General features: G+C 63.1%; 22 protein-coding genes. 7 read left to right on the top strand and 15 right to left on the bottom strand.

What is annotated here, in order from left to right; genetic code table 11:
- Positions 1–294 precede the first annotated feature (294 nt).
- Entirely contained in the window at positions 295–1,392 is a 1,098-nt protein-coding gene (recA, locus tag LB520_RS02980) for a recombinase RecA (protein ID WP_095765184.1), read from the bottom strand.
- A gap of 282 nt (positions 1,393–1,674) precedes the next feature.
- On the opposite strand from recA, the gene LB520_RS02975 reads away from it, so the two are divergent.
- Positions 1,675–2,613 (top strand): carbohydrate kinase family protein, encoded by a 939-nt coding sequence (locus LB520_RS02975; protein WP_224636368.1) that lies wholly within the window; start codon positions 1,675–1,677, stop codon positions 2,611–2,613.
- Between the two features lie 42 nt (positions 2,614–2,655).
- Positions 2,656–3,573, top strand: coding sequence for a pseudouridine-5'-phosphate glycosidase (locus tag LB520_RS02970; RefSeq protein ID WP_224636366.1), 918 nt, complete (start codon positions 2,656–2,658; stop codon positions 3,571–3,573).
- A gap of 21 nt (positions 3,574–3,594) precedes the next feature.
- Here LB520_RS02970 and LB520_RS02965 read toward each other — a convergent pair whose 3' ends face one another.
- On the bottom strand, positions 3,595–3,927 hold the full coding sequence (locus LB520_RS02965) for a TfoX/Sxy family protein (RefSeq protein WP_224636365.1): 333 nt from the start codon (positions 3,925–3,927) through the stop codon (positions 3,595–3,597).
- An 89-nt stretch (positions 3,928–4,016) separates the two neighbouring features.
- Here LB520_RS02965 and LB520_RS02960 point away from each other — a divergent pair, with 89 nt between their 5' ends.
- Complete coding sequence (locus LB520_RS02960; protein ID WP_224636363.1) at positions 4,017–4,514, top strand: GFA family protein; 498 nt, start codon at positions 4,017–4,019, stop codon at positions 4,512–4,514.
- Positions 4,515–4,592: 78 nt separating this feature from the next.
- A complete protein-coding gene (locus LB520_RS02955; protein WP_095765180.1) occupies positions 4,593–5,051 on the top strand; it encodes a RidA family protein in 459 nt (152 codons plus the stop codon).
- Between the two features lie 22 nt (positions 5,052–5,073).
- Here LB520_RS02955 and sufA read toward each other — a convergent pair whose 3' ends face one another.
- The 8 genes from sufA to LB520_RS02915 form a co-directional block, all read right to left on the bottom strand.
- Positions 5,074–5,454 (bottom strand): Fe-S cluster assembly scaffold SufA, encoded by a 381-nt coding sequence (gene sufA / locus LB520_RS02950; protein ID WP_224636362.1) that lies wholly within the window; start codon positions 5,452–5,454, stop codon positions 5,074–5,076.
- Positions 5,455–5,549: 95 nt separating this feature from the next.
- Entirely contained in the window at positions 5,550–5,942 is a 393-nt protein-coding gene (locus tag LB520_RS02945; protein WP_140840200.1) for an SUF system Fe-S cluster assembly protein, read from the bottom strand.
- Positions 5,943–5,947: 5 nt separating this feature from the next.
- Positions 5,948–7,189 carry a cysteine desulfurase gene (locus LB520_RS02940; RefSeq protein ID WP_224636361.1) on the bottom strand — a complete coding sequence of 414 codons (1,242 nt, stop codon included), beginning with the start codon at positions 7,187–7,189 and terminating at the stop codon, positions 5,948–5,950.
- A gap of 104 nt (positions 7,190–7,293) precedes the next feature.
- On the bottom strand, positions 7,294–8,565 hold the full coding sequence (gene sufD / locus LB520_RS02935; RefSeq protein WP_224636360.1) for a Fe-S cluster assembly protein SufD: 1,272 nt from the start codon (positions 8,563–8,565) through the stop codon (positions 7,294–7,296).
- A 25-nt stretch (positions 8,566–8,590) separates the two neighbouring features.
- On the bottom strand, positions 8,591–9,346 hold the full coding sequence (gene sufC / locus LB520_RS02930; protein WP_224636359.1) for a Fe-S cluster assembly ATPase SufC: 756 nt from the start codon (positions 9,344–9,346) through the stop codon (positions 8,591–8,593).
- 11 nt (positions 9,347–9,357) lie between these two features.
- On the bottom strand, positions 9,358–10,041 hold the full coding sequence (locus LB520_RS02925; protein ID WP_140840209.1) for a hypothetical protein: 684 nt from the start codon (positions 10,039–10,041) through the stop codon (positions 9,358–9,360).
- Entirely contained in the window at positions 10,038–11,555 is a 1,518-nt protein-coding gene (gene sufB, locus LB520_RS02920) for a Fe-S cluster assembly protein SufB (protein WP_140840211.1), read from the bottom strand. Before sufB ends, LB520_RS02925 begins: the two co-directional genes overlap by 4 nt.
- A 239-nt stretch (positions 11,556–11,794) precedes the next feature.
- On the bottom strand, positions 11,795–12,955 hold the full coding sequence (locus LB520_RS02915; RefSeq protein WP_224636358.1) for a cysteine desulfurase family protein: 1,161 nt from the start codon (positions 12,953–12,955) through the stop codon (positions 11,795–11,797).
- Between the two features lie 267 nt (positions 12,956–13,222).
- Here LB520_RS02915 and LB520_RS02910 point away from each other — a divergent pair, with 267 nt between their 5' ends.
- Positions 13,223–13,897 (top strand): alpha/beta hydrolase, encoded by a 675-nt coding sequence (locus LB520_RS02910; RefSeq protein ID WP_095765174.1) that lies wholly within the window; start codon positions 13,223–13,225, stop codon positions 13,895–13,897.
- 27 nt (positions 13,898–13,924) lie between these two features.
- On the opposite strand, the gene LB520_RS02905 is transcribed toward LB520_RS02910, so the two are convergent.
- Entirely contained in the window at positions 13,925–14,788 is an 864-nt protein-coding gene (locus tag LB520_RS02905) for a phosphatase PAP2 family protein (protein WP_224636357.1), read from the bottom strand.
- Positions 14,789–14,830: 42 nt separating this feature from the next.
- A complete protein-coding gene (locus LB520_RS02900; protein ID WP_224636356.1) occupies positions 14,831–16,474 on the bottom strand; it encodes an ArnT family glycosyltransferase in 1,644 nt (547 codons plus the stop codon).
- 347 nt (positions 16,475–16,821) lie between these two features.
- Between LB520_RS02900 and tyrS the strand changes: the two genes are divergently transcribed.
- The gene (tyrS, locus tag LB520_RS02895) at positions 16,822–18,075 is read left to right on the top strand and encodes a tyrosine--tRNA ligase (RefSeq protein ID WP_224636355.1); all 1,254 of its coding nucleotides are present in this window, start codon (positions 16,822–16,824) and stop codon (positions 18,073–18,075) included.
- Positions 18,076–18,086: 11 nt separating this feature from the next.
- Here tyrS and LB520_RS02890 read toward each other — a convergent pair whose 3' ends face one another.
- Complete coding sequence (locus LB520_RS02890) at positions 18,087–21,509, bottom strand: DUF3971 domain-containing protein (RefSeq protein ID WP_224636354.1); 3,423 nt, start codon at positions 21,507–21,509, stop codon at positions 18,087–18,089.
- A gap of 95 nt (positions 21,510–21,604) precedes the next feature.
- Here LB520_RS02890 and LB520_RS02885 point away from each other — a divergent pair, with 95 nt between their 5' ends.
- Complete coding sequence (locus tag LB520_RS02885) at positions 21,605–22,072, top strand: peroxiredoxin (RefSeq protein WP_140840217.1); 468 nt, start codon at positions 21,605–21,607, stop codon at positions 22,070–22,072.
- A gap of 41 nt (positions 22,073–22,113) precedes the next feature.
- Here LB520_RS02885 and LB520_RS02880 read toward each other — a convergent pair whose 3' ends face one another.
- Together LB520_RS02880 and LB520_RS02875 are read right to left on the bottom strand one after the other, a co-directional pair.
- Complete coding sequence (locus LB520_RS02880; protein WP_224636353.1) at positions 22,114–23,250, bottom strand: GNAT family N-acetyltransferase; 1,137 nt, start codon at positions 23,248–23,250, stop codon at positions 22,114–22,116.
- Positions 23,247–24,248 carry a sterol desaturase family protein gene (locus LB520_RS02875; protein ID WP_224636351.1) on the bottom strand — a complete coding sequence of 334 codons (1,002 nt, stop codon included), beginning with the start codon at positions 24,246–24,248 and terminating at the stop codon, positions 23,247–23,249. Before LB520_RS02875 ends, LB520_RS02880 begins: the two co-directional genes overlap by 4 nt.
- Positions 24,249–24,342: the final 94 nt, after the last annotated feature.

The following is a 24,342-nucleotide window of genomic DNA, read 5'->3' as shown; positions in this document are numbered from 1 at the left end:
GCAAGCGGTTTTGGGAAAACGACAGGCACAAGCATGGACCAAAGCGCATTGCCTGAATTCATTGCAGCGCGACGCGCTTTGGGCCGATCGGCGGACGAGCGGCGGCTCAGCGCTGCCTGCGAAACGCAAAACCGCCAGCACGAAGGCCGGCGGTTCGGTTACGCAATACAAGAACTCGATTACATAAGCATAAGGCGATAAACCAGGATTGTGGCCGAACTCCGGCTAAGCCAACCAACTATCCTCGGGCGCCCTCGGGTCGCCGGAGCGCAAAATCCCAAGCGCAAACGCACTTTACAGGGCGCCGGCTTCGTCCTCGAAACCGTCGTCGCCGCCTTCTGAGCCGCCATTCTCGAGGAATTTCTCGGCGATCAGTCCGGCATTCTGGCGCAACGCAAGCTCGACCTCACGCGCCGTATCGGGATTGTCGCGCAGGAACAGCTTTGCGTTCTCGCGACCCTGGCCGAGGCGCTGGGAATTGTAGGAGAACCAGGCGCCCGACTTTTCGATGACGCCGGCCTTGACGCCGAGATCGATCAGCTCGCCGGTCTTCGACACGCCCTCGCCATACATGATGTCGAACTCGACCACCTTGAAGGGCGGGGCCAGCTTGTTCTTCACCACCTTGACGCGGGTCTGGTTGCCGACGACCTCGTCGCGGTCCTTGACCGAGCCGATGCGGCGGATGTCGAGGCGCACCGAGGCGTAGAATTTCAGCGCGTTGCCGCCGGTGGTCGTCTCGGGCGAGCCGAACATGACGCCGATCTTCATGCGGATCTGGTTGATGAAGATGACCATGGTGTTGGAACGCGAGATCGAGGCGGTCAGCTTGCGCAGCGCCTGGCTCATCAGGCGAGCCTGAAGACCGGGCAGCGAATCGCCCATCTCGCCTTCGATTTCAGCGCGCGGCGTCAGTGCCGCCACCGAGTCGACGACCAGCACGTCGATGGCGCCCGAACGCACCAGCGTGTCGCAGATCTCCAGCGCCTGCTCACCGGTGTCGGGCTGCGAGATCAAAAGGTTCTCGAGGTCGACGCCAAGCTTGCGGGCATAGACCGGATCGAGCGCGTGCTCGGCATCGACGAAGGCGCAAATACCGCCCTTCTTCTGGGCTTCCGCAACCGTGTGCAACGCCAGCGTCGTCTTGCCCGAGCTTTCCGGCCCGTAGATCTCGATGATGCGGCCGCGCGGCAGGCCGCCGACGCCGAGCGCGATGTCGAGGCCGAGCGAGCCGGTCGGCACGGTTTCGATCTCGACCACCTGCTCGTTGGCGCCGAGCCGCATGATCGAGCCCTTGCCGAACGCGCGCTCGATTTGCGACAGCGCCGCGTCCAGAGCCTTTGATTTGTCCACTGCCTTATCCTCTACAAGCCGCAAAGAATTCTGAGCCATGATACATCACCCCTTGGTCGTCAATGAAGGCCGGACAATCCGTGATCCCTGCTTGTTTTGTACCTTTTTTGTTCTCATTTGGCAAGAGGCAACAAATATCTGAAAAATAATCAATATCTGGATTTGTTCTATTTTTGTCTCACCAGGGCTGGTGCGGAGTGCAACCACGGGTCCAGAAGAGATTTCGATATCCGGCCGTCCGAATCGCGACCCCGATTGCAGGGCGACGCGCAGAAACCTAGTGTGCGCGGCCGCACGATCAACGAAAGTCACCGACCCGAAATGCCGACATCCCCAACAATCCTGGCGCTTGGCGGCGCCCATATCGACCGGCGCGGCCAGGTCTCGGGCGTCTATGTGCCCGCGGCTTCGAATCCCGGCATCATGCGCGAGGACGTCGGCGGCGTGGTTTTCAACGCGCTGCGCAGCGTGGTGAAGCGCGGCGTGTCGGCCTCGCTGATCTCGGTGCGTGGCGGTGACGCTGCGGCGGACACAGTCGCCTCGGCGATTGACAACGCCGGGATAACCGACCTTTCGGTAGTGTTCCTCGACCGCACGACGCCGAGCTACACGGCGTTGATCGACGCCGAGGGCGAGTTGATCGTCGGGCTGGCCGACATGGCGCTCTACGATCTTGCCTTTCCCAAGCAAATAAGACGCGCCAAGGTGCGCGAGGCGATCGAAGCCGCCGACGCTATCCTGTGCGACGCCAACCTGCCCACGGCCGCGCTGGAGCGCCTGCTGGCGCTTGCCGGCGGTCGGCCGGTCTTCGCCATCGCCGTTTCGCCGGCCAAGGTCGTCCGCCTGGCGCCGCTGCTCGACGATCTGTCGCTGCTCTTCATGAACCGTCGCGAGGCCGCCGCGCTGGTCGGCGCCGAGCCATCCGGCAAGGCCCTCGTCGACGCGCTCAGGCGGGCAGGCCTGGACACCGGCGTGGTCACGTCCGGCAGCGCTCCGGTGCTGGGCTTCGACGACACCGGAATCTTCGAGATCGATCCGCCCGCGCCGCGCAAGGTGGCCGACGTGACCGGCGCCGGCGACGCCTTGACCGGCGCAACCGTCGCCGCCTTGCTGCGCGGCCTGCCGTTGCGCGCCGCGCTGCGCGAAGGCCTTGCCGCGGCGATGCTCGCCATAGAGAGCCCGCAGGCCGTGCCGTCCTTCACGATCGCCACCTTCACGCAGGCGCTTGCCCTTGTGCCGGAGCCGCGGGAAGTGGCATAGGGCCACCACTGCCGAAGCAATCCCTTCGGATCGGAGACAGCCATGACGCCTGACACCGCCCGCCCCTTCGTCGATATCCATCCGCCGGTGGCGGAGGCGCTTGCCGCCGGCCGGCCCGTGGTGGCGCTGGAAAGCACCATCATCACCCACGGCATGCCCTACCCCGACAATGGCGCCATGGCTGCCAAGGTCGAGCAGATCATCATCGATGGCGGCGCGGTACCGGCGACGATCGCCGTGGTCGAGGGCCGCATCAAGATCGGCCTCTCCGACGGCGAGCGCGAATCGCTTGCCATGACGGGCGATGCCATGAAGCTGTCGCGCGCCGATCTCGGCTTCGCGGTCGCTCAAACGCGCACCGGCGGCACCACTGTCGCCGCGACCATGATCGCCGCGCATATGGCCGGCATAAAAGTGTTCGCCACCGGCGGTATCGGCGGGGTCCACAAGGGCGCTGAGAAAAGCTTCGATATCTCGGCCGATCTCGACGAGCTGGCGCGCACGCCGGTCATCGTCGTCTCGGCTGGCGCCAAGGCGATCCTCGACATCGAGAAAACGCTGGAAGTGCTGGAAACGCGCGGCGTGCCGGTTATCGGCCATGGCTGCGAGACGATGCCCGCCTTCTGGTCGAGGCAGTCGCCCTTCCGCGCGCCGCTGACCCTTCATGCGCCGGAAGACATCGCGCATTTCTACAGAACGCGCCAAGCGCTGGGCCTGGGCGGCGGCATCCTCGTCGCCAACCCGGTGCCGCAGAATGACGAAATCCCGGCCGCCGAGATGGACGGCTACATCCAGGCCGCGCAAAAGGCTGCCGAGGCGCTCAACGTCACCGGCAAGGCGGTGACACCGTTTTTGCTGTCGAAGATCCTGGAGCTGACCGGCGGTCGCAGCCTCAAGACCAACATCGCGCTGGTCGAGAACAATGCGCGGCTGGCGGCGGAGATCGCCAAGGCGTTATAGGCACGCGCGGCGAAGGCCCCCTCACCCGGATTGCTTCCCCGCCCTTCGTCCCGCTTCATAAGCCCGCCGCGCCCACACTGCCATCTCGTCAGGATCATCGAAGGCCTCGTCGGGAACGCTCCAATATGGCATCGCCACCTCCTTGCCGTGGCGCGAGCCGGTATAGGTCCATTGCTTGCAGCCGGCGGCTTCGAAGTCGGGAATTGTTTCCTCGTCCGCCTTGAGCATCAGCTCGTCGCGCACGACGACCGCGACGATGACGCCGTCGCAATAGATGCCCTTGCCGCCGAACAGTTTTCGGATGGCGATCGGTCGAAGGCTTTCGAACAGTTCTTCAAGACGCGCATTGTCCATGCCGCGATCATCTCATCCGTCACCGGCCTTGTCATCGCCGCAACCAAAAGCATGCTGACAGGTTGAAATCTGAAAACGGAGTTCCCGCCATGCCTGTCCTGCTCAAAGGCTCCTGCCGCTGCGGCGCCGTCCGCTTCGAGGTGGAGAGCCACACGCCTGTGCCCTTCATGCTCTGCTACTGCTCGATCTGCCGCAAGCAGCAGGGCGGCGGCGGGTTCGCCATCAATCTCGGCGCCGACTACGAGACGATGAACATAAGGGGCAAGCGCAGCCTCGGCGTCTATCGCGCCGAGATCGAGGACGACGAGCATCCGCATTGCGAGGTCTCGACCGGCGAGCGCAATTTCTGCAGGAAATGCGGCGCAGCACTCTGGCTCTACGACCCGACGTGGCCGGACCTCGTTCACCCCTTCGCCTCGGCGATCGACACCGACCTGCCGACACCGCCGCAAAAGGTGCATCTGATGCTGAAATACAAGGCGAACTGGGTCGAGCCGGTCGTCGGCAAGAACGACAAGGTATTCGACGTCTATCCGGAGGAATCGATCGCCGACTGGCACAAGCGAACCGGCATGTGGGTTGATTAGGGCAATTCCAGAAGAACTGCGCAGCGGTTTTCCGCCCGGAATTGCATTGAGACAATTATCTGGCGACAGGAGGCAGAAATGAACCTCACGACGCACAAGAAATTCAAAGGCGATCGTTTGATGCCTTGGGGCAAGGGCACGGTCGTCTCGGACGCCAAGGGATATGTTTTTCTGTCCGGCAACACCGCCACTGTCGACGACTACGATCCGTCGAAACACCAAGGCGGCGCTGTCGGCGACGCGGCAACGCAGTGGCGCGAAATCCTGGCCAACATAAAGTCGGATCTGGAGGAACTTGGCAGCTCGCTTGACCATTTGGTCAAGGTGACGTTCTACGTCAAAGGGCCTTTTCCGTCCGGCGGCGTTCTCAGCTCACCCAACTTTCGTCTGGACGTGCTGGACGAATTCTTTGCCGAACATTGCCCGAAGCACTGCAGCTACAACAACCCGCCGCCATCGGAGGTGATCGGCGTGGCCGCCCTGGCGCAGCCTGACCTCGTCGTCGAGCTTGTGGTCATCGCCGCGCTGCCGGACTGAGTGGAAGCGCTGGCGGGCCTGGTCAGGCCGAGGCGCGCGCCTCGGCAAGCGCCTTGAGGTCGACCGGCTTCAGCTCGACGGATTCGCCGCAGCCGCAGGCCGAGCTCTGGTTCGGATTCTTGAAGGTGAAGCCGGTGCGCAGCGTCGTCTGCTCGAAATCCATCTCGGTTCCGAACAGGAAGAGCGCGGCTTCCGGCGCGACATAGACATGCGCGCCGTCGCGCTCAATATGGTCGTCCTTGGGATTCGGCTCGGTCACAAGGTCAACCGTGTACTCCATGCCGGCGCAACCGCCCTTCTTGATGCCGAGCCGGATGCCATGCGCGCTATCGCGCGCAGCCACGATCTCGCGCACGCGATCGGCGGCCTTTTCGGTCATCGTGATGACGGCGAAGCGTCCCATATTTTTTCCTTCTCCATTCCATGCAGGTTCAAGGCCTGCCGAATGATTCTCACCTAAAATGGTGAAGTTTTACGACTGGCGCAAGGTTATGGGCCTCAATACCATCCGACCGCGACCTGCGCCTCTTCCGACATGCGGTCGGGCGTCCATGGCGGATCGAACACCATGGCGACCTCGACACCGGACACGCCTTCGACGGCGCCGACGGCGTTCTCGACCCAGCCAGGCATCTCGCCGGCCACCGGGCAGCCCGGCGCGGTCAGCGTCATATCGATCTTGACCGAACGGTCGTCCTCGATGTCGATCTTGTAGACGAGGCCGAGCTCATAGATGTCGGCCGGAATTTCCGGGTCGTAGACGGTCTTCAGCGCCGAAACGATGTCGTCGGTCAGCCGCGCCAGCTCGTCGGCGGGGATCGCCGAGGCCGAAACGATGCCGTTCGCGACCGTTTCCGGCGCTTTTTCCGCGGTGGTGCTCACGTCGTCCATCATCGTCACCCGAAGAACTTTCGCGCCTTTTCCAGCGCCTCGGCCAAAGCGTCCACTTCGGCCCTGGTATTATACATGCCGAACGATGCCCTGCATGTGGAGGTGACGCCGAAGCGTTTCAACAGCGGCTGGGCGCAATGCGTTCCGGCCCGGACCGCGACACCTTGCCGATCGATCACCATCGACACGTCATGCGCATGGATACCCTGCAATTCGAACGAGATGATGGCGCCCTTGCCGGGCGCGTCGCCGAAGATGCGCAGCGAGTTGATGGCGCGCAGCCGCTCATGCGCGTAGGCCTTGAGGTCCGCCTCATGCGCGGCGATGCGCTCGCGGCCGACCTTCTCCATATAGTCGAGCGCGGCGCCCAGGCCGATCGCCTGGACGATCGGCGGCGTGCCGGCCTCGAAGCGGTGCGGCGGCTCGTTATAGGTGACGATGTCCTCCGTCACCTCCTCGATCATTTCGCCGCCGCCCATGAAGGGGCGCATCTCTTCCAGCCTGTCCTTCTTGCCGTAGAGCACGCCGATACCCGACGGGCCGTAGACCTTGTGTCCAGTGAAGACGAAGAAATCGCAGTCGAGATCCTGCACGTCGATCGGCATGTGCACCGCGCTCTGGCTGCCGTCGACGAGCACGGGAATTCCGCGCGCATGCGCGATGCGCACGATCTCCTTGATCGGCGTCACCGTGCCCAGCGCATTGGACATATGGGTGATGGCGACCAGCTTGGTGCGGTCGCTCAGGCGCTTTTCGAATTCCTCGATGTGGAAGGCGCCGAGATCGTCGACCGGCACCCAGACGAGCCTCGCGCCCTGCCGCTCGCGGATGAAATGCCACGGCACGATGTTGGAGTGGTGCTCCATGATCGACAGCACGATCTCGTCGCCCTCGCCGATCCGCGGCATGCCCCAGCCATAGGCGACCGTGTTGATCGCCGATGTGGTGTTGGAGGTGAAGACGATGTTGTCGGTGCTCGGCGCATTGAGAAACCCCCGCACCGACTTGCGCGCATTCTCATAGGCATCCGTCGCGGCGTTCGACAGGAAATGCAGGCCGCGATGCACGTTGGCGTATTCCTGGGAATAGGCGTGCTGGATGGTGTCGAGCACCACCTGCGGCTTCTGCGCCGAGGCGCCGTTGTCGAGATAGACCAGCGGCTTGCCATAGATCTGGCGCGACAGGATCGGGAAGTCGCGGCGGATCGCCTCGACGTCGTATGGTGTGGTTTCGATCTTCTGGTCCATCTCGAAGTCCTTGTCGGCCGAAGCCGCGATCCTTCCAGCACCCCTCATCCGTCTTGGCGCTTCGCGCCAATCCACCTTCTCCCACAAGGGGAGAAGGTTAGGCGCTAGCCGTGCGTCGAAAACCAGCCGTCGAGCCGCGCTTCCAGCGCTTCGACCAGCGCCTCGTCGTCCAGTTCCTCGATCACTTCGGCCACGAATGCCTTCACCAGGAGACCCCGCGCCGACTTCTCGTCGATGCCGCGCGCCATCAGGTAGAACAGATGGTCGTGGTCGATCTCGGTGACGGTGGCGCCATGGCCGCAGACGACGTCGTCGGCGAAGATCTCCAGCTCCGGCTTGGTCGAGAACTCGCCGTCATCCGACAGAAGCAGCGTGTTGCAGGCCATCTTGGCGTTGGTCTTCTGCGCGTATTGATGCACATTGATGCGGCCCTGGAAGACGCCGCGCGCCTTGCCGGTCACCACGTTGCGGATCACTTCGGTCGACGTGGTGTGCGGCACGGCGTGATCGAGCACCATGGTCACATCGGTGTGGGTGTCGCCGGCGAGAAGATTGATGCCGCGCAATTTGAAGTCGGCGCCCTCGCCTGTCGTCCTGACCACGACCTCCTGGCGCACGAGCCTGCCGCCGGCGTTCATCACGAACAGCGTCAGCTTCGCGTCCTTGCCAATATGCGCCTTGAACTGGGCGAGATGCGTGGCCGTGTCCGGCTGCTCCTGCACGATGAGCCAGGTCACCTCGGCGCCGTCGCCGATCACGAGCTGGCTGACCGAAGAGACGAGCGCCTCGTCGCCCTCGCCTGCCTGACGCTCGACGACGACTGCCTTGGCGCCGGCCCCGACACGCGCCAACAGCCGGACATGCGACTGGCCGCCGGCCTGCAGGTTCTGCAATTCGATCGGCATTTCCAACTCGGCGCCGTCGGCGATGTCGACGAAATAGCCGTCGGCGACAAAAGCCGTGTTCAGCGCGCCGATCGCGTCGTCGCTGCCATAGGGATCCAGTCCTGGAGCCACGCTGCCGTCGGTGAGCTTTTCCGGCAGGCGCTGCACCGTGACGCCGTCGATCTCCGGCAGCTTCATCTGCGAGACGCCGTTCAGCACCGGCAGCACGGCCGAGCCTTCAAGAACCGGCGCAAGCGCCTTGACGACGGCGCCGGCCTCGAAAGCCGGCACCGACGTCAGTAGCCGGCGCAGGTCCGTATAATGCCAGGATTCGACGCGGCGCGTCGGCAAGCCGTGCTTGATCGCCTCGATCGCATCGTCGCGCTTGACCATCACCGCGCCGTCGCCGGGCAGCAGCGACAGCCGCTCGCCGAAGGCGTCGATCAGCGCCGTCTCAGCTAAGGTCCGCTGGGGCTGTGCATGCATGTTCATGACTTTTGCCTCGACCGCTCCCATGTCACGCGGCTTGCCCGATCACGCCGGCATAGCCGTTGGCCTCGAGATCGAGCGCCAGCGACTTGTCGCCCGACTTGATCACCTGGCCCCTGTAGAGCACGTGCACCGTATCAGGCACGATGTGCTCGAGCAGGCGCTGGTAGTGGGTGATGACGACGATGGCCCGGTCCGGCGAGCGCAGTGCGTTGACGCCGTCCGAGACGATCTTCAGCGCGTCGATGTCGAGGCCGGAATCGGTCTCGTCGAGCACGCAGAGTTTTGGCTCGAGCAGCTTCATCTGCAGGATCTCGGCGCGCTTCTTCTCGCCACCGGAGAAGCCGACATTGAGCGGTCTTTTCAGCATGTTCATATCCATGCTGAGCGAGGCCGCCGCTTCCTTCACCCGCTTCAGGAATTCCGGCACCTTCAGCGGCTCCTCGCCGCGCGCCTTGCGCTGCTCGTTCATCGCGACCTTCAGGAATTCCATGGTCGCCACGCCCGGTATCTCCATGGGATACTGGAAGGCGAGGAAGATGCCGGCAGTAGCGCGCTCGGCCGGATCCATTTCGAGGATCGACTGGCCGTTATAGAGGATGTCGCCCTCAGTGACTTCATAGTCCTCGCGGCCGGCGAGAATATAGGACAGCGTCGACTTGCCCGAGCCGTTCGGCCCCATGATGGCGGCGACCTCGCCGGCTTTCACCGAGAGATTCAGGCCGCGGATGATCTCGGTGCCGTCGTCGACGATGCGGGCGTGCAGGTTTCTGATCTCAAGCATTGTTCTTTTCTCTAGTTAACTCGCCAGGGGGTGAGGGCAAACTTCCCCTGATCGTCCAAGTGGATCCATTCACCGAACTCCATAGCCAAATCGATCACGTTGTGCACATAACTGTGCCGGACCTTAAGATCGGCGGATTTGCTCGCCTCAACGGGATCGACTTGGGTACGAAGCCTACGGCCATTTAGAAAAATTGATTCATCGACAAAGTAGAAGAACGTCATCCTGAAGTTGCCGGTGTAGTCACCACCAAACCGCTCTGCGGCTTGTCCGTGATCATAGTCGAAACCTAGCGATTTCAACCTATCGTACCAAGTAAGACAGGTTCCCTTTGCAGGCAGATAGTTGCTGACAAGGTGCAACGTATCCACGTCAAATCTATCTTCCCGCTTGGTAGCGGATTTGGTAGCCACGCTGGATAAACCACCCAGTGTACCGCTCACGTAGTCGGGCCATTCCCGCCATTCCCCCCACCACGAGGTGCTGTGAAAATAGCTTAGCTCAGATGCGTCTACGCCTGACCGGAAAGCGCAGAATTGACGCCAAATTTCTATGAAAATCCGTTCCCGGCCTCCGAAATCCGAGGCAGGTCTTCCAGCCAGGGACGAAAACCACGCAGCCATAGGAGATTCAACGTCTTGCTGAACCCCTTCCGAGCTTTGCAGTGCCGCCGTTTTACGGCCGAAGAGTTTCACCCCACGCTCCCCTCTAGGCTGATTCCGATCAGCTTCTGCGCCTCGACAGCGAACTCCATCGGCAGCTGCTGGATGACGTCCTTGACGAAGCCGTTGACGATCAGCGCGATCGCCTCTTCCTCGGGGATGCCGCGCTGCATGACGTAGAACTTCTGGTCCTCGGAGATCTTCGAGGTCGTCGCCTCGTGCTCAAACTGCGCCGTCGAATTCTTGGCTTCCATGTAAGGCACGGTGTGCGCGCCGCACTGGTCGCCGATCAGCAGCGAATCGCAATTGGTGAAGTTGCGCGCGTTGGTCGCCTTGCGATGCGCCGAGACTTGGCCGCGATAGGTATTCTGCGAAAAGCCGGCGGCGATGCCCTTGGAGATGATGCGGCTCGACGTGTTCTTGCCGAGATGGATCATCTTGGTGCCGCTATCGACCTGCTGATAACCGTTCGACACCGCGATCGAATAGAACTCGCCGCTGGAATCGTCGCCGCGCAGGATGCAGCTCGGATATTTCCAGGTGATGGCCGAACCGGTCTCGACCTGCGTCCACGAGATCTTCGAGCGATCGCCGCGGCAATCGCCGCGCTTGGTGACGAAATTGTAGATGCCGCCCTTGCCCTCGGCGTCGCCGGGGTACCAGTTCTGCACCGTCGAATATTTGATCTCGGCATCGTCGAGCGCGATCAGCTCGACCACCGCGGCGTGCAGCTGGTTCTCGTCGCGCTGCGGCGCCGTGCAGCCCTCGAGATACGAGACGTAAGCCCCCTCCTCGGCGATGATCAGCGTGCGCTCGAACTGGCCGGTGTTCTTCTCGTTGATGCGGAAATAGGTCGATAGCTCCATCGGGCAGCGAACGCCCTTGGGCACGAAGACGAACGAGCCGTCGGTGAACACTGCCGAATTCAGCGTCGCGTAGAAATTATCGGAGGTCGGCACGACCGAGCCGAGATATTTTTTCACCAGCTCCGGATGCTCGCGGATCGCTTCCGAGATCGAGCAGAAGATGACGCCCGCCTGCGCCAGTTCCTTCTTGAAGGTGGTGACCACCGAAACGGAATCGAACACGGCATCGACCGCGACGCGGCCCGATTTATAGACGTTGTCGCTGGCTTCCTCGAGCTCCGAGGCATCGGTCTTCTGCACGCCGGCCAGGATTTCCTGCTCCTTGAGCGGAATGCCGAGCTTCTCATAGACCTTGAGCAGTTCAGGGTCGACCTCGCTCAGCGACTTCGGCCCCGGCGTGCTCTTCGGCGCGGCGTAGTAGTGGATGTCCTGGAAGTTGATCTTCGGATAGTGGACGCGCGCCCAGGTCGGCTCTTCCAGCGTCAGCCAACGGCGATACGCCCCCAGACGCCATTCCAGCATCCAGTCCGGCTCATCCTTCTTTGCCGAGATGAAACGAATGATGTCTTCGCTAAGGCCCTTGGGGGCCTTGTCCATCTCGATCTCTGTCTGGAATCCATATTTATACTGGTCGACGTCGATCTTTCGAACCCGATCGATCGTCTCCTGCACAGCAGGCATAAGCGTTCTCCATCCACGCCGGGGTCAAGGCCCGGCAGTTTTCAAACTATGGCACCGCCGAAATCGCGTCCCAGGGAGGGACTCGCGGCGGAGTAAGTTTCATATAGTGCGTGTCCGCCGGAAATTCACCCGGCCAGGACAAAACGCACGGCTCTACCAGGCCCTAAAGCCTGAATTCGTTTTCGAGCAGCGGAAATCCGGGAAACGCGAGGCGTTTCCCGCTCCGATGCTTTGCCGCGTCAGGCGGCTTCTTCCTTGCCCGCCCGGCGCGCGACGATGCCGGCCAGCGCCGCCCGGAACGTCGCGATATGCTCGGCGCCTGTCGCACGGCCGATCGAGACGCGCAAGGCGCCCAGGCTGTCGCCATGCCCCATCGCCTTGAGCACATGGCTTGGCCCGACCTTTCCCGACGAGCAGGCTGAACCCGCAGACAGCGCGACGCCGGCGAGATCGAAAGCGATCTGCGCCGTTTCGGCCTTGACGCCGGGAATAGCGAAGAATGTCGTGTTGGCAAGCCTGGGAGCGCCATTTCCGAAGATTTCCGCGTCCGGCGCGAGGTCGCGCACGATCGCCTCGACCTCGTCGCGCCGGCTCGCGATGGCGTCCATGTCGGCGAGACTGGCCAGCGCGACACGCGCCGCGGCGCCGAAACCGGCGATCCCGGCGACGTTTTCCGTGCCGGCGCGGTGGCTCTTCTCCTGGCCGCCGCCATTGATCAGCGGGCGCGGCATCATCAGGTCGGATGCGGCCACGATCGCGCCGACACCCTTCGGGCCGCCGATCTTGTGCGAGGACAGGATCAGATAATCGGCATAAGGAATTGACATATCGAGCGGAATCCGCCCGGCAGCCTGCACGGCGTCGACGACCAGCGCCCCGCCGGCGGCCTTGACGATCTCGCCGATGCGCCCGATCGGCTGGATAACGCCGGTCTCGTTGTTGGCGGCGTGGATCGCCACCAGCGGCAGACCAGCGGCCTTGTCATGCGCGGCAAGCGCGGCGGCCAGCGCCTCGATATCGGCAATGCCGTGCCGATCGACGCCGATCTTCGTAACCTGCGCCGCCGCGAAGCGTCCACCATTCAGTATGCAGGGATGGTCGGCTTCCGAGACGTAGAGATGGCTCATGCGGATAGCCCCGCGCCCCATCTGCCAGTCGGGCGTAAGCAGCGTCGAGGCGGCTTCGGTCGCGCCGGACGTGAAGACAATATGTTCAGGCTTGGCATTGACCAGCCGCGCCACGTCGCGGCGCGCGTCCTCGACCAGCCGGCGCGAGCCGCGCCCTTCCGTATGGACCGATGACGGGTTGGCGGCATCGAGCGCGGCGACCATCGCTGCCCGCGCTTCCGCAATGAGCGGCGCGCTGGCGTTGTAGTCGAGATAGGCGCGGATTGCGGCCATTTTCGCTCAGTTCATCCTTCCGCCGACTATCCCGCGAGGATAGCGCGTTATTTCCTTGAAATTGCAAGGCAAGCCGTCCTATTTACCCGGCTTGCGGCGCGGGCGGCCGGACCATCGGGTTTCGGCCTCCCAGTTTTGAACAATTCTAAACTAGCTTCTAGGAACACGCTCGCCCGGCGTCAAGGCCACAGAAGATGTGGGGCCGCGGGTGAGTCGGGATCAGGAAAGTTCCGGGCGAGCGCATTCATATGCCATGTGGAGTATTTTATGCCTGAGGTCATTTTCGCCGGTCCGGCTGGTCGCCTGGAGGGACGTTATCAGCCTTCGAAGGAAAAGAGCGCCCCGATCGCCATCGTGCTGCATCCGCACCCGCAATTCGGCGGCACGATGAACAACAAAATCGTCTACGACCTCTTCTACATGTTCCAGAAGCGCGATTTCACCACGCTGCGTTTCAATTTCCGCGGCATCGGCCGCAGCCAGGGCGAGTTCGACCATGGCACCGGCGAATTGTCGGACGCGGCCGCCGCGCTCGACTGGGTGCAGTCGCTGCATCCGGATTCGAAGAGCTGCTGGGTCGCCGGCTATTCCTTCGGCGCATGGATCGGCATGCAGCTCCTGATGCGCCGGCCCGAGATCGAGGGTTTTATTTCGGTCGCGCCGCAGCCCAACACCTACGACTTCTCGTTCCTGGCGCCCTGTCCGTCGTCCGGCCTCATCATCCATGGCGATGCCGATAAGGTGGCGCCGCCGAAGGATGTGCAGGGCCTGGTCGACAAGCTGCACACGCAAAAGGGCATCACCATCACGCAGAAGACGATCCCAGGTGCCAACCATTTCTTCGCCAACGATTCCGAGCTGCTGATCCAGGAGTGCGCCGACTATCTCGACCGTCGCCTGGCGGGCGAGCTGGCCGATCCGAGACCGAAGCGGCTGCGCTAAGCGCGGAGGGCCGTCACTCCAGGCGCCTTAAGGGGTCTGGATTCGGTCGACGGCGGCCTCGACCGGATCGGCCGTCGAAATTCTGCCTCTCGGCGCGCGGAACGGTCCTAGTCGGAATGTCCGCTTGCGCACCGGCAGCTTCGAACCGGTCTGGCCGAAGATGAAGCCGAGCCGGGCAAACACCAGCCCCGATAGCACCGCGAACGCCAGTCCGAGCCCGAAACCCGCGACCGTGTCGCTGGGATAGTGCGCGCCGACGAAGATGCGTGTCGAAGCGATGCAGGCGGTGATCGCCAGCGCTATGTACCAGCGCCGCGGGAACAACAGCAGCAGGATGCCGAAGACGGCGCCCATCGTCGTGGCATGGCCGGACGGGAAACCGGCAAAGCGCGCGTCCATGGCGAAAGGATGCAGCGACAGGACGCCAAAGCTGTCGAAATAAAGCGGCCGGGCGCGGCCGATTCCGTATTTCAGCACGTTGACCGCAAGACCGGACAGGCCGACGGCGCATAGCACCAGGAAGGCGAAACACGTCCAGTTGTAGACGATCATCCGGCCATGCCGGGACAGGCCGCGCCAATCCGTCAGATTGGCGGCGACGAGGCAGAGTGCCGCTGGAATGAGATACCAGCCGCCGAGGCCGAACTGCGTGAAGAAATCGGTGAAGCGCGCAAAGCCGGAGGACCATTCGCCGCGCATCTCGCCCGCGCTGATATCGAGGCGCAGGAAAGTCGCAACGGTGAGCAATATCCAGGCTATGAGCCAGACGCTCCACAGAATTCGCGGATAGCGTGCCGGCCGCACGGCAAAGCGTCGCCTCACGATCGACATCGTATCGCGGAAATTGCCGAGCGAGCGGCGGTAGAGGGCAAGGGGCGGCGCGGCGGACATGGCTGGGCGCTTATAGGGACATTCGATGCCCGACGCTATTCATCACGGCGCCACCCGGTAAAGCCCGAGCGACAGCTTGTCTCCCGACGAATAGTTGATGCCGTCGATCTCGGTCAGTCGCGTTGCCGACTTGCCCTGAGCGGTCAGCACGTCGGTAAGCTTCTGCTCGTCCTTGATCGGCGCCAGCCCAAGCGCGCAGGATGGATCGGCGAGCAGATGTTGCCCCACGCCCTCGATGTCGGTCAGCACGGTCTTGGTGCCGACCAGGAAGACCAGGCTTGGCTCCTGGAACTTCGCCGAGGCAAGCACCGTGGTGTCGCAAGGGCGGTTGGCGTCGACAGCGGCCTTGACGGCGGGGCTCAGCCAGATCGGTTTCAGCGACGGCGCGATCACGCCGAACAGCAAGCTGAAGGTGATGCCGGCGCCGACGGCGATGGCCGCGATCCGCGGCAGCGGCACCTGCAACTGCCTGGGGAAGGCAAGATAGCCGGTGACCAGAGCGGCGATCGCCGCCGGTATGCTCCACCAGGAGAAGGTCTTGGCGAGGTAAAGCGGCGCGCCGACGCAGACCACGGCAAGGCCGATCGCCACCACGGCAAGGCCGAAAGCCGTCGCCCACCACAGCCATGTCTGCCAGCGCTTCAGTGGCGCGTTGGCCTCGTCCGCCGGCAAGGTGAGCAGCCAGCCGACCAGAAGCGCCATGCCCGGATAGGCCGGCATCACATAATGCGGCAGCTTGGTCGGGATCGCCTCGAACACCAGCCAGAACGGGATGTACCAGGCCAGGCAGAAGCGCAGGCGCGGATCGTCCCAAAGACGGTTGATAGCCTGGAGCCCGGCGCCGACTGCGATCAGCCCGAAGGGCCACATGAACAGCGAATAAGTCAGCATATAGAAGCCGGGCGGCAGGCCGTGCGATTCCTCGCCCTGCGCCACCTTGTTCAGCATGTCCTTGCCGACCGCTTCCTGGAAGAAGGCCCCGCCGCTCTTCCAGGTGATGAGGATCAGCCACGGCAGCACGATCGCCAGCACGATCAGGACGCCGCGCACCAGCTTCATCTTGAGGAGCCAGCGCCAGTCGCGGTCGAAGGCAAAGAGTGCAGCGGCGGTCAGCAGCGACAAAAGCGGTGAAACCGGGCCCTTGATGAGGATGCCGAAGCCTTGCGCGATCCAGAAAATCCACGGCAGATGCCCGGGAACCGGTTCGTTGCGCTTCGAAGCCCAATAGACCTGCGCCAGCGCGCCTTGCGCTATCACGCAGCAGGCGAGAAGCATGGCATCGGTCTTGGCGTCGCGCCCCTCGAAGGCGGTGGCGAAGATCGCCGCCATCATCAGGCCGGCGGCCAGCCCGGCACTGGCGCCGAAGAGTTTCGTCCCGGTCCAGCCGATGCCGACGACAGCGAGCGCGATGCCCAGCATCGAGACCAGGCGATAGACCCAGATCGGCGCCGCAGCCCCCTCGCCGCTCAACGCCACGGCGGCCGACTGCAGCCAGTAGATGCCGATCGGCTTCTTGTAGCGCGTGACATCCTGCAGGCGGATATCGACATAGTCGCCGGTCTCGACCATCTGCTTGGTCGACTGGACGAAACGGGATTCATCGCGGTCGACCGGCGGCAGGCTTGCCAGCCCGCTGACGGTCATGACGATGCTGAACAGAAAGAGGATGAGGGTGTTCCTGTTCATCGCGGGAGCTTTTCCGATCTGAAACTGCGGGATGGCCCCGTCGCGGTGCATGGCGCCGTGTCTTTGCGCGGCGCCTCATTACGCCAGCAAAAAGGGCGAAGCAAGGACGCGCCGCGCCGTATGCGATTCCAAGCAAAACCGGAAACCACTTTTGCTGACCGCGTGTTTGTTGGTTGAAGCGCGATCGGAAGCAAAACCGGAAACCACTTTTGCTGATCGCGTGTTTGTTGGTTGAAGCGCGATCGGAAGCAAAACCGGAAACCACTTTTGCTGATCGCGCTTGGATGCTAAACGCGCGCCTTCATATCAAGCATGGCCAAGCGCCCGGCGACCTCCAGGAAGAAAAAATGTCCGCCTTCAAATCCGATTTCCTGCGCATCATGAGCGAGCGCGGCTTCATCCATCAGATTTCGGATGAATCCGCCCTCGACCAGCTCTTCGCCAAGGAAACGGTGAGCGCCTATATCGGCTTCGACGCCACCGCCAAAAGCCTGCACGCAGGATCGCTGATCCAGATCATGATGCTGCATTGGCTGCAGCAGACCGGCCATCGGCCGATCGCGCTGATGGGCGGCGGCACCTCGATGATCGGCGACCCGTCCTTCAAGGACGAGGCGCGCAAGCTGCTCACCCCGCAGGACATCGACGACAATCTCGTCGGCATCCGCCGCAATTTCGCGCCTTACCTGAAATTCGGCAGCGGCCCGGGCGACGCGGTCATGGTCAACAACGCCGACTGGCTGATGCAGATCAACTACGTCAATTTCCTGCGCGATGTCGGCCGGCATTTCTCCGTCAACCGCATGCTTGCCTTCGATAGCGTGAAGCTGAGACTCGATCGCGAGCAGTCGCTGTCCTTCCTCGAATTCAACTATATGATCCTGCAGGCCTACGACTTCGTCGAGCTCTACAAACGCGTCGGCTGCCGGCTGCAGATGGGCGGCTCGGACCAGTGGGGCAATATCGTCAACGGCATCGATCTCGGCCACCGCATGGAGGGCGTGCAGCTCTTCGCCATGACCACGCCGCTGCTCACCACCTCCTCCGGCGCCAAGATGGGCAAGTCCGCCTCGGGCGCGGTCTGGCTCGATGGCGACATGCTCTCGCCTTACGAATTCTGGCAGTACTGGCGCAACACCGAGGACGCCGATGTCGGGCGCTTCCTGAAGCTCTACACGACCCTGCCGCTCGACGAGGTGGCGCGCCTTGAAAAGCTCGGCGGCTCGGAGATCAACGAGGCGAAGAAGATCCTCGCCACCGAGATCACCGCCATGCTGCACGGCCGCGATGCGGCCGAGACCGCAAGCGAGACGGCGCGCAAGACTTTCGAGGAAGGCGCGCTCGCCGACACTCTGCCCAGCATCGAAGTAGCCAAATCGGACCTCGAAGCCGGCATCGGCATCCTGGCGCTGTTCGTAAGCGCCGGGCTGGCCGGCTCGAACGGCGAGGCGCGCCGGCACATCCAGGGCGGCGCGGTGCGCGTCAACGACCAGCCGCTGACCGACGACCGGCGCGTCGTCACGCTTCAGGATCTCGGCCCGGAAGGCCTCGTAAAGCTTTCGCTCGGCAAGAAGAAGCACGTGCTGGTGCGGCCGAACTGATCGGCCGAACCTTACTGCGCAGTTTGGGACGGTTGCTGCCTATACTCGAAGATCGAGCGGAATATGCCCGGCGCCACCACCGATAGCGGATTGATGTTGAGCGTCGGCTTGTTGGCGTTGCCGCGCAAACGGTAGGTGACGCCGATCAGGCCGCGGTCGCGCCCGTTGCCGAGCAACGGCCCGAACAGCGGCAGTTCGCCGAAGATGCGGTTAAGGCCATAGACCGGCATGAAGGTTCCGGTCATGTCCATGTTGTTGTTGGGATCGTAGAGCGTTCCCTGGAAGGTCGTGCCGATGCGCGGGCCGCGCAGCAGGCCGTTCGCCAGTTTCAGATAGCCGGAACCCTTGTCGATCTCGGCAAAGCCGCGCTCGAACTGCACCCTGGACGTGTCGATGTTGCTTTTGACGGCCTGGTTCAGGCTGCGTGTATCGCCAGCCGGCGTCGTCGACACGATCGAGGCCAGCTTGGGCTCGTTGACCACATAGAAATTGCGGGCATCCACCTGTCCCTTCATCGGCCCGTCGCCGGCGCCTGAGAGCGACAGCGTGATCGCGCCGCCTTCCATATGCTCGTAGACATTCAGGAAACGCAGGATCGCGCCAGCATCGGCAGACTTCACCCTGAGCACGCGGCCGCCTTCGCTGGTGGTGTTGTTGATCGTGATCGCGGCGCCCGAGCTTGCCGCGGCGGTGACGTTCAGCCCATTCACCCGCGATCCGGCGGCGCTGTATTCGAGCTTGAGGTTGGAAAGCACCTCGTCATGAAAACCGGTCAGCGATGCCACATCGGCGCTCACCGAGATCGCGTCGCTGCCGGCGCCCTTCGTGGCTGTATCGACATCCGAGGTGAACTGCTTGATCAGCGAGCGGGCGTCGAGCGACGCGCCGCTGACATCGACAGCGTAGCTCTTGCCGGAACGCTTGAGCGAAACGGCGATGTCGTCGCCTCTGTTCAACGCGACTTTGCTGAAGCGGGCCGCGGACAGCGAGCCGTTGACCAGCGTCACATTGCCGTCGATCGAGAAGCTTTTTCCGTCGAGAGCGAAATCGGTCAATGTGGTGGTGCTGCCGGACTTCGCCATGTCGAAAGCGACCTTGGCGGGAATGCCGGCGCCCTTGCTCCAGCCTGCCCACGGAATGTCGAGCCTGGCATTGGTCAGGTCCGCCGAAACCTGCTGGGCGCCCTCGCCGCTCTTGTCGATCGCCACCTTGATGGTTCCTGAAAGCAGGGCCGACAGTCCAGGCATGCTGGCGTTGCGCGTCTTGTCGTCGAGGACCAGCGTAACCTTGCGGCTTCGCGCCGGCCCGTCGTCGGCGAGCGGCTCAACGAGATCGAGCTCGGCCGGAATGCCGTTGAGCTTGGCCTCGGCGGAAATCACCGCCTGCTTTGGCCCGACGGTGATCGAGCCATCGGCCTCGGTCACCGTCTGGTCCTCGAAAGGCTTCGCCAGCGACAGGTCCTGATAATCGAGCGAAACCAGCCAATCTAGCTTCGAGGTGTCCATGCCCTTGGTCAGCGGAATGTCCGCCCTGACATGGCCGGTGACGGTGCCTGACAGGTCTTCCGGTGCCAGTCCGACATGGCGCATGGCATTGATCGGCTCATAGGAGGCCAGTTCGGCGATCGCGGGCGCCTCGCCCGCCACGTCGATGTCGAGCCCCCCGATCACAACCGGTCGGTTTGCATTCTTGACCGTCAGCGTGCCGCCGCTTGCCGCCACGGTGCGGCCGCTCGGCATATAGACGCTGCCCGAGGAGAGCGCGATATCGACATCGTTACCATGGAACGCAACTGCGCCGACGGCGTCGCGGACCGGCGGGATGCGCCCGGCGATATCGAAGCGCGATCCTTCGATCTGGAAACGGCCGAACACTTCGTCGCCGGTAAGCGGCACGCCGTTGCCGAGGCGCCCCGGCGCGACCTGGAACTGCAGATTGGCGTCGGTCACCGTGCCGCCGAACAAGTTGCCCAGCACCCAAAGCCGCGCGTTGCGGGCCGAGAACCACGGCCACAACTGCTTGACATGCGAGACCGGCATGTCGTGCACGTTGAGCGACAGCGATACCCCTGGCGGGCCGTTGTCGATGAAGGCGACGGTGGCGGCGCCCAGCACCTCGCCTGGTCCGCCGGAGCGCACGCCGATCTGCTCGGCAACGAGCTTGCGGCTCGTCGGCTGGTAAACCCCGGCGATACGGGCCAGGAACTGAAGCGCCGGTTCCGGCGATTCCGAAGGCGCCAGCGTCGAGCCGTCGCTGGTGAGATCATAGCGGTAGGCGGGCTCCTCCCCCGCAACTGCCGGCTTCGGCCCGATCGATCCGACAAAGTTGAAGCTGGAGCGGCTGCTCCTGATCAGCAGCCGGTCGACCGAGATCTTGTTTGAACCGGCCACCAGCGTGGCATCGGCTTCGACATCGGTCGGCAGCAGCCCGCGCTCGTCCAGGTCGAGCACCGAGCCGTTGAGGGAGAGCGAAGCCGCCAGGCGCGACGGGTTGTCGCCCGACGCTTCCGAGCCCGAAAGCTTCAATGCGATCGAACCCAGCTTGGCGCCATCGGCCGGGGCGGCCTCGGTCGAACTGCCCTCGCCGGGGGCGCCTTCTATCTCGAGATTGGCATCCAGCGACGAAATGCGCCTTGCCGTCGCATCGCGCGTCGCCGAGGCGCTCAAAGTCGCGTGCCGGCCATCGACATCGGCATCGTAGGAGACCTGCATGCGTCCCGCGCCTGTCTGCGCGACGGTCGCCGAGGCGATGGTCACGCGCTTGACCGGTCCGGTGTCCGGCAGCTTGAACTCGACATTGCGCAGATCGATCTGTCGCATCGAGTCCTCGCGCACGGCATCAAGCGCGTCGTTGACGCCTGAAAACACCGCCGCCGACACTTTCTCCGGGTCGACAAGGCCATCCGCGTTGCGCAGCGCCGCCGTCCAGTCGCTGCCGCCGGAGGGCATGGCGGCCATCACGATATGGGCATCGGAAAATCTGGCGCTCGTCAGCCGGACGTCGCCCGAAAGCAGCGGCAGAAGGCGCATGCCGAAACGTACGCGTCCGATATCGGCCATCGGCTTGCCGTCGGCCGTCTTCAGGCTGACATCGTTCACCTGCAGGGCGACGAAGCTCGACCCGTCGAGCGTCAGCCGAGCCGGGCCGACGGCGACGTTGACATCGATGCCGGCCAGCTTCTCGATGGCTGTCTCCGCCTCAGTCCGCAGGCGCTCCGTGCCGATGCCGGAGGCGCCGAGGACATAGACACCCGCCGCCGCCAGAAGCATGAGCGCGCAAAACCCGGCAAACACCCGGCCGAGGACGCGGAAACGCCGCCGCACGGCTGCCCGGCCGAGCGGCGGCACGCTGCACGCGGACGGAAGCCTCGCCAGGTCGGTGATCTCGTCACGCCTGAACCTGATCTTCTCGTGCTGCGGTTCTTCCTGATCCAAGCAATATTCCGTTGTGACGAACTCGTCGTGGACGAATCCCCGCCTCACGTTATATCGATGATTTCCCGCGCGTAACCGCAAACAAGGGCATCGATATGGCTGACCTCGAGGTGGGCGACGCAGCGCCGCAATTCGATCTTCCGCGTGACGGCGGCGGCTCTCTCAGCCTCGCGGCGTTCCTGGGCAAGCCAGTTGTACTTTACTTCTATCCGCAAGACGACACCACAAGTTGCACCGCCGAGGCCATCAGCTTCTCGCAGTTGAAGCCGGAGTTCGAGAAGGCCGGTGCCGTGGTGATCGGGCTGTCGCCTGATAGCGCGAAGAAACACGACAAATTCAAGGCGAAGCACGATCTCACGGTCGATCTCATCGCTGACGAGGAGCGCAAAGTGATCGAGGCCTACCGTTTGTGGGTCGAAAAGACGATGTATGGGCGCAAATATATGGGTGTCGAGCGCGCCACCTTCCTGATCGGGAAGGACGGGCGGATCGCCCGTATCTGGCGCAAGGTTCGCGTCAAGGGCCATGCCGAGGCCGTGCTGGAAGCCGTTCGCGCGCTCTGAGCGTCGCCAAAGCCCGCCAAAGCAATCGACAATTATGGTCGTTACTCGTCAGATGCCTCAGGCTTCGGCTGCCGCCGCGTCCTCCAGGATTTCGAACGATGGCTCACCTGATCGGCCAGCGCGGCAAGATGGCCACGCAAGCCGCGCGCGCCCATCATGGACGACAGCGTGACTGATTGCGTGGCAAAGCGCCGCTTGAAATCCTCGCCGCCGCAGAGAAAATCAATCGTGGCAAGGCCGCGGTCGAACGACCATTGGATATAGTCCATCATCAGTACCATACCCGGCGAGGCGCGCTCGTATTCGGGATCATAGGTGGTGACGAAAGCCATCATCGTGCCGTGCTGCTCGAAATTGATCGAGACGGCGACGATCGTGTCGTCAAGCTCCAGCACGAAGATGCGCAACAGCCCGAGGTCGGCCAGCACCGAAATAAGCGCGGCGAGAACCGGCGAGCCCTTGTCGAACAGATCCGAGGCACGACCATGGCGAGCGAGCCAGAGGCGCTTCAGCGTCGCGACGCGCTCGAGCACTGGTTCGCGCGGGTCCTCCGCATCCAGCAGCCGGAAACGCAATGCACCGCTTTCTTCCATGAACTTGCGGCCGCGACGATAATTCTGCCGGCCCTTCTTGGACAACGTCTCGAACCATTCCGCGCCACCCTGCCAGGAGCCAGCAACACGATAGCTAAGTTCAGTGCGGTGGTTGGGCCGAAGCGCCTTGCCATGAGCCGGTTCCAGCAGGGCATGAACACCGGCATCCGGTAGCAGTCGGTTGAGATAGATCAGGTCGAAGCCACCCTGGTCAAAAACATACTGCCAGAGGCGGAAGATCGCCCGCGGGTCGCTGTCAGGTGCAACCAGCGCGTCGCCATAGTCACTGTGATCCTTCGCCGCCCATTCGAGTACGCGGATGCCGGAACGCCTGAAGGTCGCGAGCGCTATCACGCCATCGAGCCGGTCGCCTTTCCAGGCAAGCCCAATCCTGAGCGCGCGCCGCTCCTGCTGCGGGGTGGTGCGCCACCAGGCCGCGATCCAATCCGGGTGCTGGAAGACAAGCCCGCCAGCCCGGTGCCAGAGCGCGCTCCAGGCCGGTGCGATCTCGGCAAGGCGCGCCGCCGTTGTCACGACTTCGAAGGTGCGTGTCCGCGGGATTGCGAGAACAACGGGAGCGTTCATGGCCGTGTCCCCTCCGAGGCTCGCGAGGTGCGTGACCGTGGCTTTCCGGGCCGGACGCGCCTGGCGATATGTCCCCACATCCGCCTCAGCGGCATGAGGTAAAGGCCTGCGAGCGACTGATAGTCGCGCACATCGCGATCGACCAGTCCGAACTTGAAGTCCTCGTCAGGCCTCGGCACACACAATGTTCCGAAGAGCCGGTCCCAGAACGAGAAGAGCAGCCCGAAGTTCTTGTCGTAGTGGCGCGGATCGACGCTGTGATGCAACTGATGCCAGTGAGGACACAGGATCAAATTGTTGAGCGGGCCGAACGAGATCTTGAAATGCGTGTGCCTGACGAAATCCATCATCAGGATGTTACGCATGACATAGACGTTGACGCCAAAAACGGTCAGTTCGACAAGGTTCAGCGAAATCAGCGACCAGATGCCGAAGCAGAGCCCCACGACGATGCCGTCCCAAGCTCGGTTCATCAACTCGTCGAGCGGATGGACCCGGTCCTTGGTGATCCCGACCATCACCTCGGCCGAGTGATGCACCTTGTGCAGTTCCCAAAGCAGCGGATAGCGATGCTGGGCGACATGATAGAGGTAATAGGAAATGTCGTAGGCCAGGAGCATGCTGACGGTGAAGATCAGAACCGTCACCGGCCCTGCCGGCCCCTGGGTCAGAGGCGGCTGGAAGTGGAACAGTGTCGAAAACAGCCAGTTGGTCCCGTACCCCACCACCGTGACGAAGACGATTCCGGCGGGCAGCATCAGGAAAGGCATCAGGGCCTTCTTCGTGATCCAGAACAGCAGGTCGGCCTTCGCGGAAGGATGGGTGATGACCTCACGCGGGATGGCGAACTCGAAAAACTCCTTCCAGCTCTTCTCCTCGACCGCGCGCCAATAGGCCACAAGCGCGCTGACAAAGGCAGTCAGCAGCAAAAGCCCGGTCGCCAGCAGACTGGAGCCCGAAATCTTGTCGAGGATCTTGCCAACCAGATCGCCCAGCATTCCCACCGCCACGTTGAATCCCAAATACCAACACGCCTTTACTCTAAAAACGTCAACTAAACGCAATCGAAGACAGTTAAGAAACCCGAGCCTT

The organism is Mesorhizobium sp. CA12 (assembly GCF_020165255.1).
In the GTDB taxonomy this organism is placed as follows: domain Bacteria; phylum Pseudomonadota; class Alphaproteobacteria; order Rhizobiales; family Rhizobiaceae; genus Mesorhizobium.
The sequence above is the reverse complement of the archived record's forward strand: the minus strand, read 5'-3'. Positions and strand labels throughout refer to the sequence as shown.

Bases quoted from the DNA above. Each gene is read 5' to 3' on its own strand.
- recA (WP_095765184.1), bottom strand. From the start codon at position 1,392: ATGGCTCAGAATTCTTTGCGGCTTGTAGAGGATAAGGCAGTGGACAAA.
- LB520_RS02975 (WP_224636368.1), top strand. From the start codon at position 1,675: ATGCCGACATCCCCAACAATCCTGGCGCTTGGCGGCGCCCATATCGAC.
- LB520_RS02970 (WP_224636366.1), top strand. From the start codon at position 2,656: ATGACGCCTGACACCGCCCGCCCCTTCGTCGATATCCATCCGCCGGTG.
- LB520_RS02965 (WP_224636365.1), bottom strand. From the start codon at position 3,927: ATGGACAATGCGCGTCTTGAAGAACTGTTCGAAAGCCTTCGACCGATC.
- LB520_RS02960 (WP_224636363.1), top strand. From the start codon at position 4,017: ATGCCTGTCCTGCTCAAAGGCTCCTGCCGCTGCGGCGCCGTCCGCTTC.
- LB520_RS02955 (WP_095765180.1), top strand. From the start codon at position 4,593: ATGAACCTCACGACGCACAAGAAATTCAAAGGCGATCGTTTGATGCCT.
- sufA (WP_224636362.1), bottom strand. From the start codon at position 5,454: ATGGGACGCTTCGCCGTCATCACGATGACCGAAAAGGCCGCCGATCGC.
- LB520_RS02945 (WP_140840200.1), bottom strand. From the start codon at position 5,942: ATGGACGACGTGAGCACCACCGCGGAAAAAGCGCCGGAAACGGTCGCG.
- LB520_RS02940 (WP_224636361.1), bottom strand. From the start codon at position 7,189: ATGGACCAGAAGATCGAAACCACACCATACGACGTCGAGGCGATCCGC.
- sufD (WP_224636360.1), bottom strand. From the start codon at position 8,565: ATGAACATGCATGCACAGCCCCAGCGGACCTTAGCTGAGACGGCGCTG.
- sufC (WP_224636359.1), bottom strand. From the start codon at position 9,346: ATGCTTGAGATCAGAAACCTGCACGCCCGCATCGTCGACGACGGCACC.
- sufB (WP_140840211.1), bottom strand. From the start codon at position 11,555: ATGCCTGCTGTGCAGGAGACGATCGATCGGGTTCGAAAGATCGACGTC.
- LB520_RS02915 (WP_224636358.1), bottom strand. From the start codon at position 12,955: ATGGCCGCAATCCGCGCCTATCTCGACTACAACGCCAGCGCGCCGCTC.
- LB520_RS02910 (WP_095765174.1), top strand. From the start codon at position 13,223: ATGCCTGAGGTCATTTTCGCCGGTCCGGCTGGTCGCCTGGAGGGACGT.
- LB520_RS02905 (WP_224636357.1), bottom strand. From the start codon at position 14,788: ATGTCCGCCGCGCCGCCCCTTGCCCTCTACCGCCGCTCGCTCGGCAAT.
- LB520_RS02900 (WP_224636356.1), bottom strand. From the start codon at position 16,474: ATGAACAGGAACACCCTCATCCTCTTTCTGTTCAGCATCGTCATGACC.
- tyrS (WP_224636355.1), top strand. From the start codon at position 16,822: ATGTCCGCCTTCAAATCCGATTTCCTGCGCATCATGAGCGAGCGCGGC.
- LB520_RS02885 (WP_140840217.1), top strand. From the start codon at position 21,605: ATGGCTGACCTCGAGGTGGGCGACGCAGCGCCGCAATTCGATCTTCCG.
- LB520_RS02880 (WP_224636353.1), bottom strand. From the start codon at position 23,250: ATGAACGCTCCCGTTGTTCTCGCAATCCCGCGGACACGCACCTTCGAA.
- LB520_RS02875 (WP_224636351.1), bottom strand. From the start codon at position 24,248: ATGCTGGGCGATCTGGTTGGCAAGATCCTCGACAAGATTTCGGGCTCC.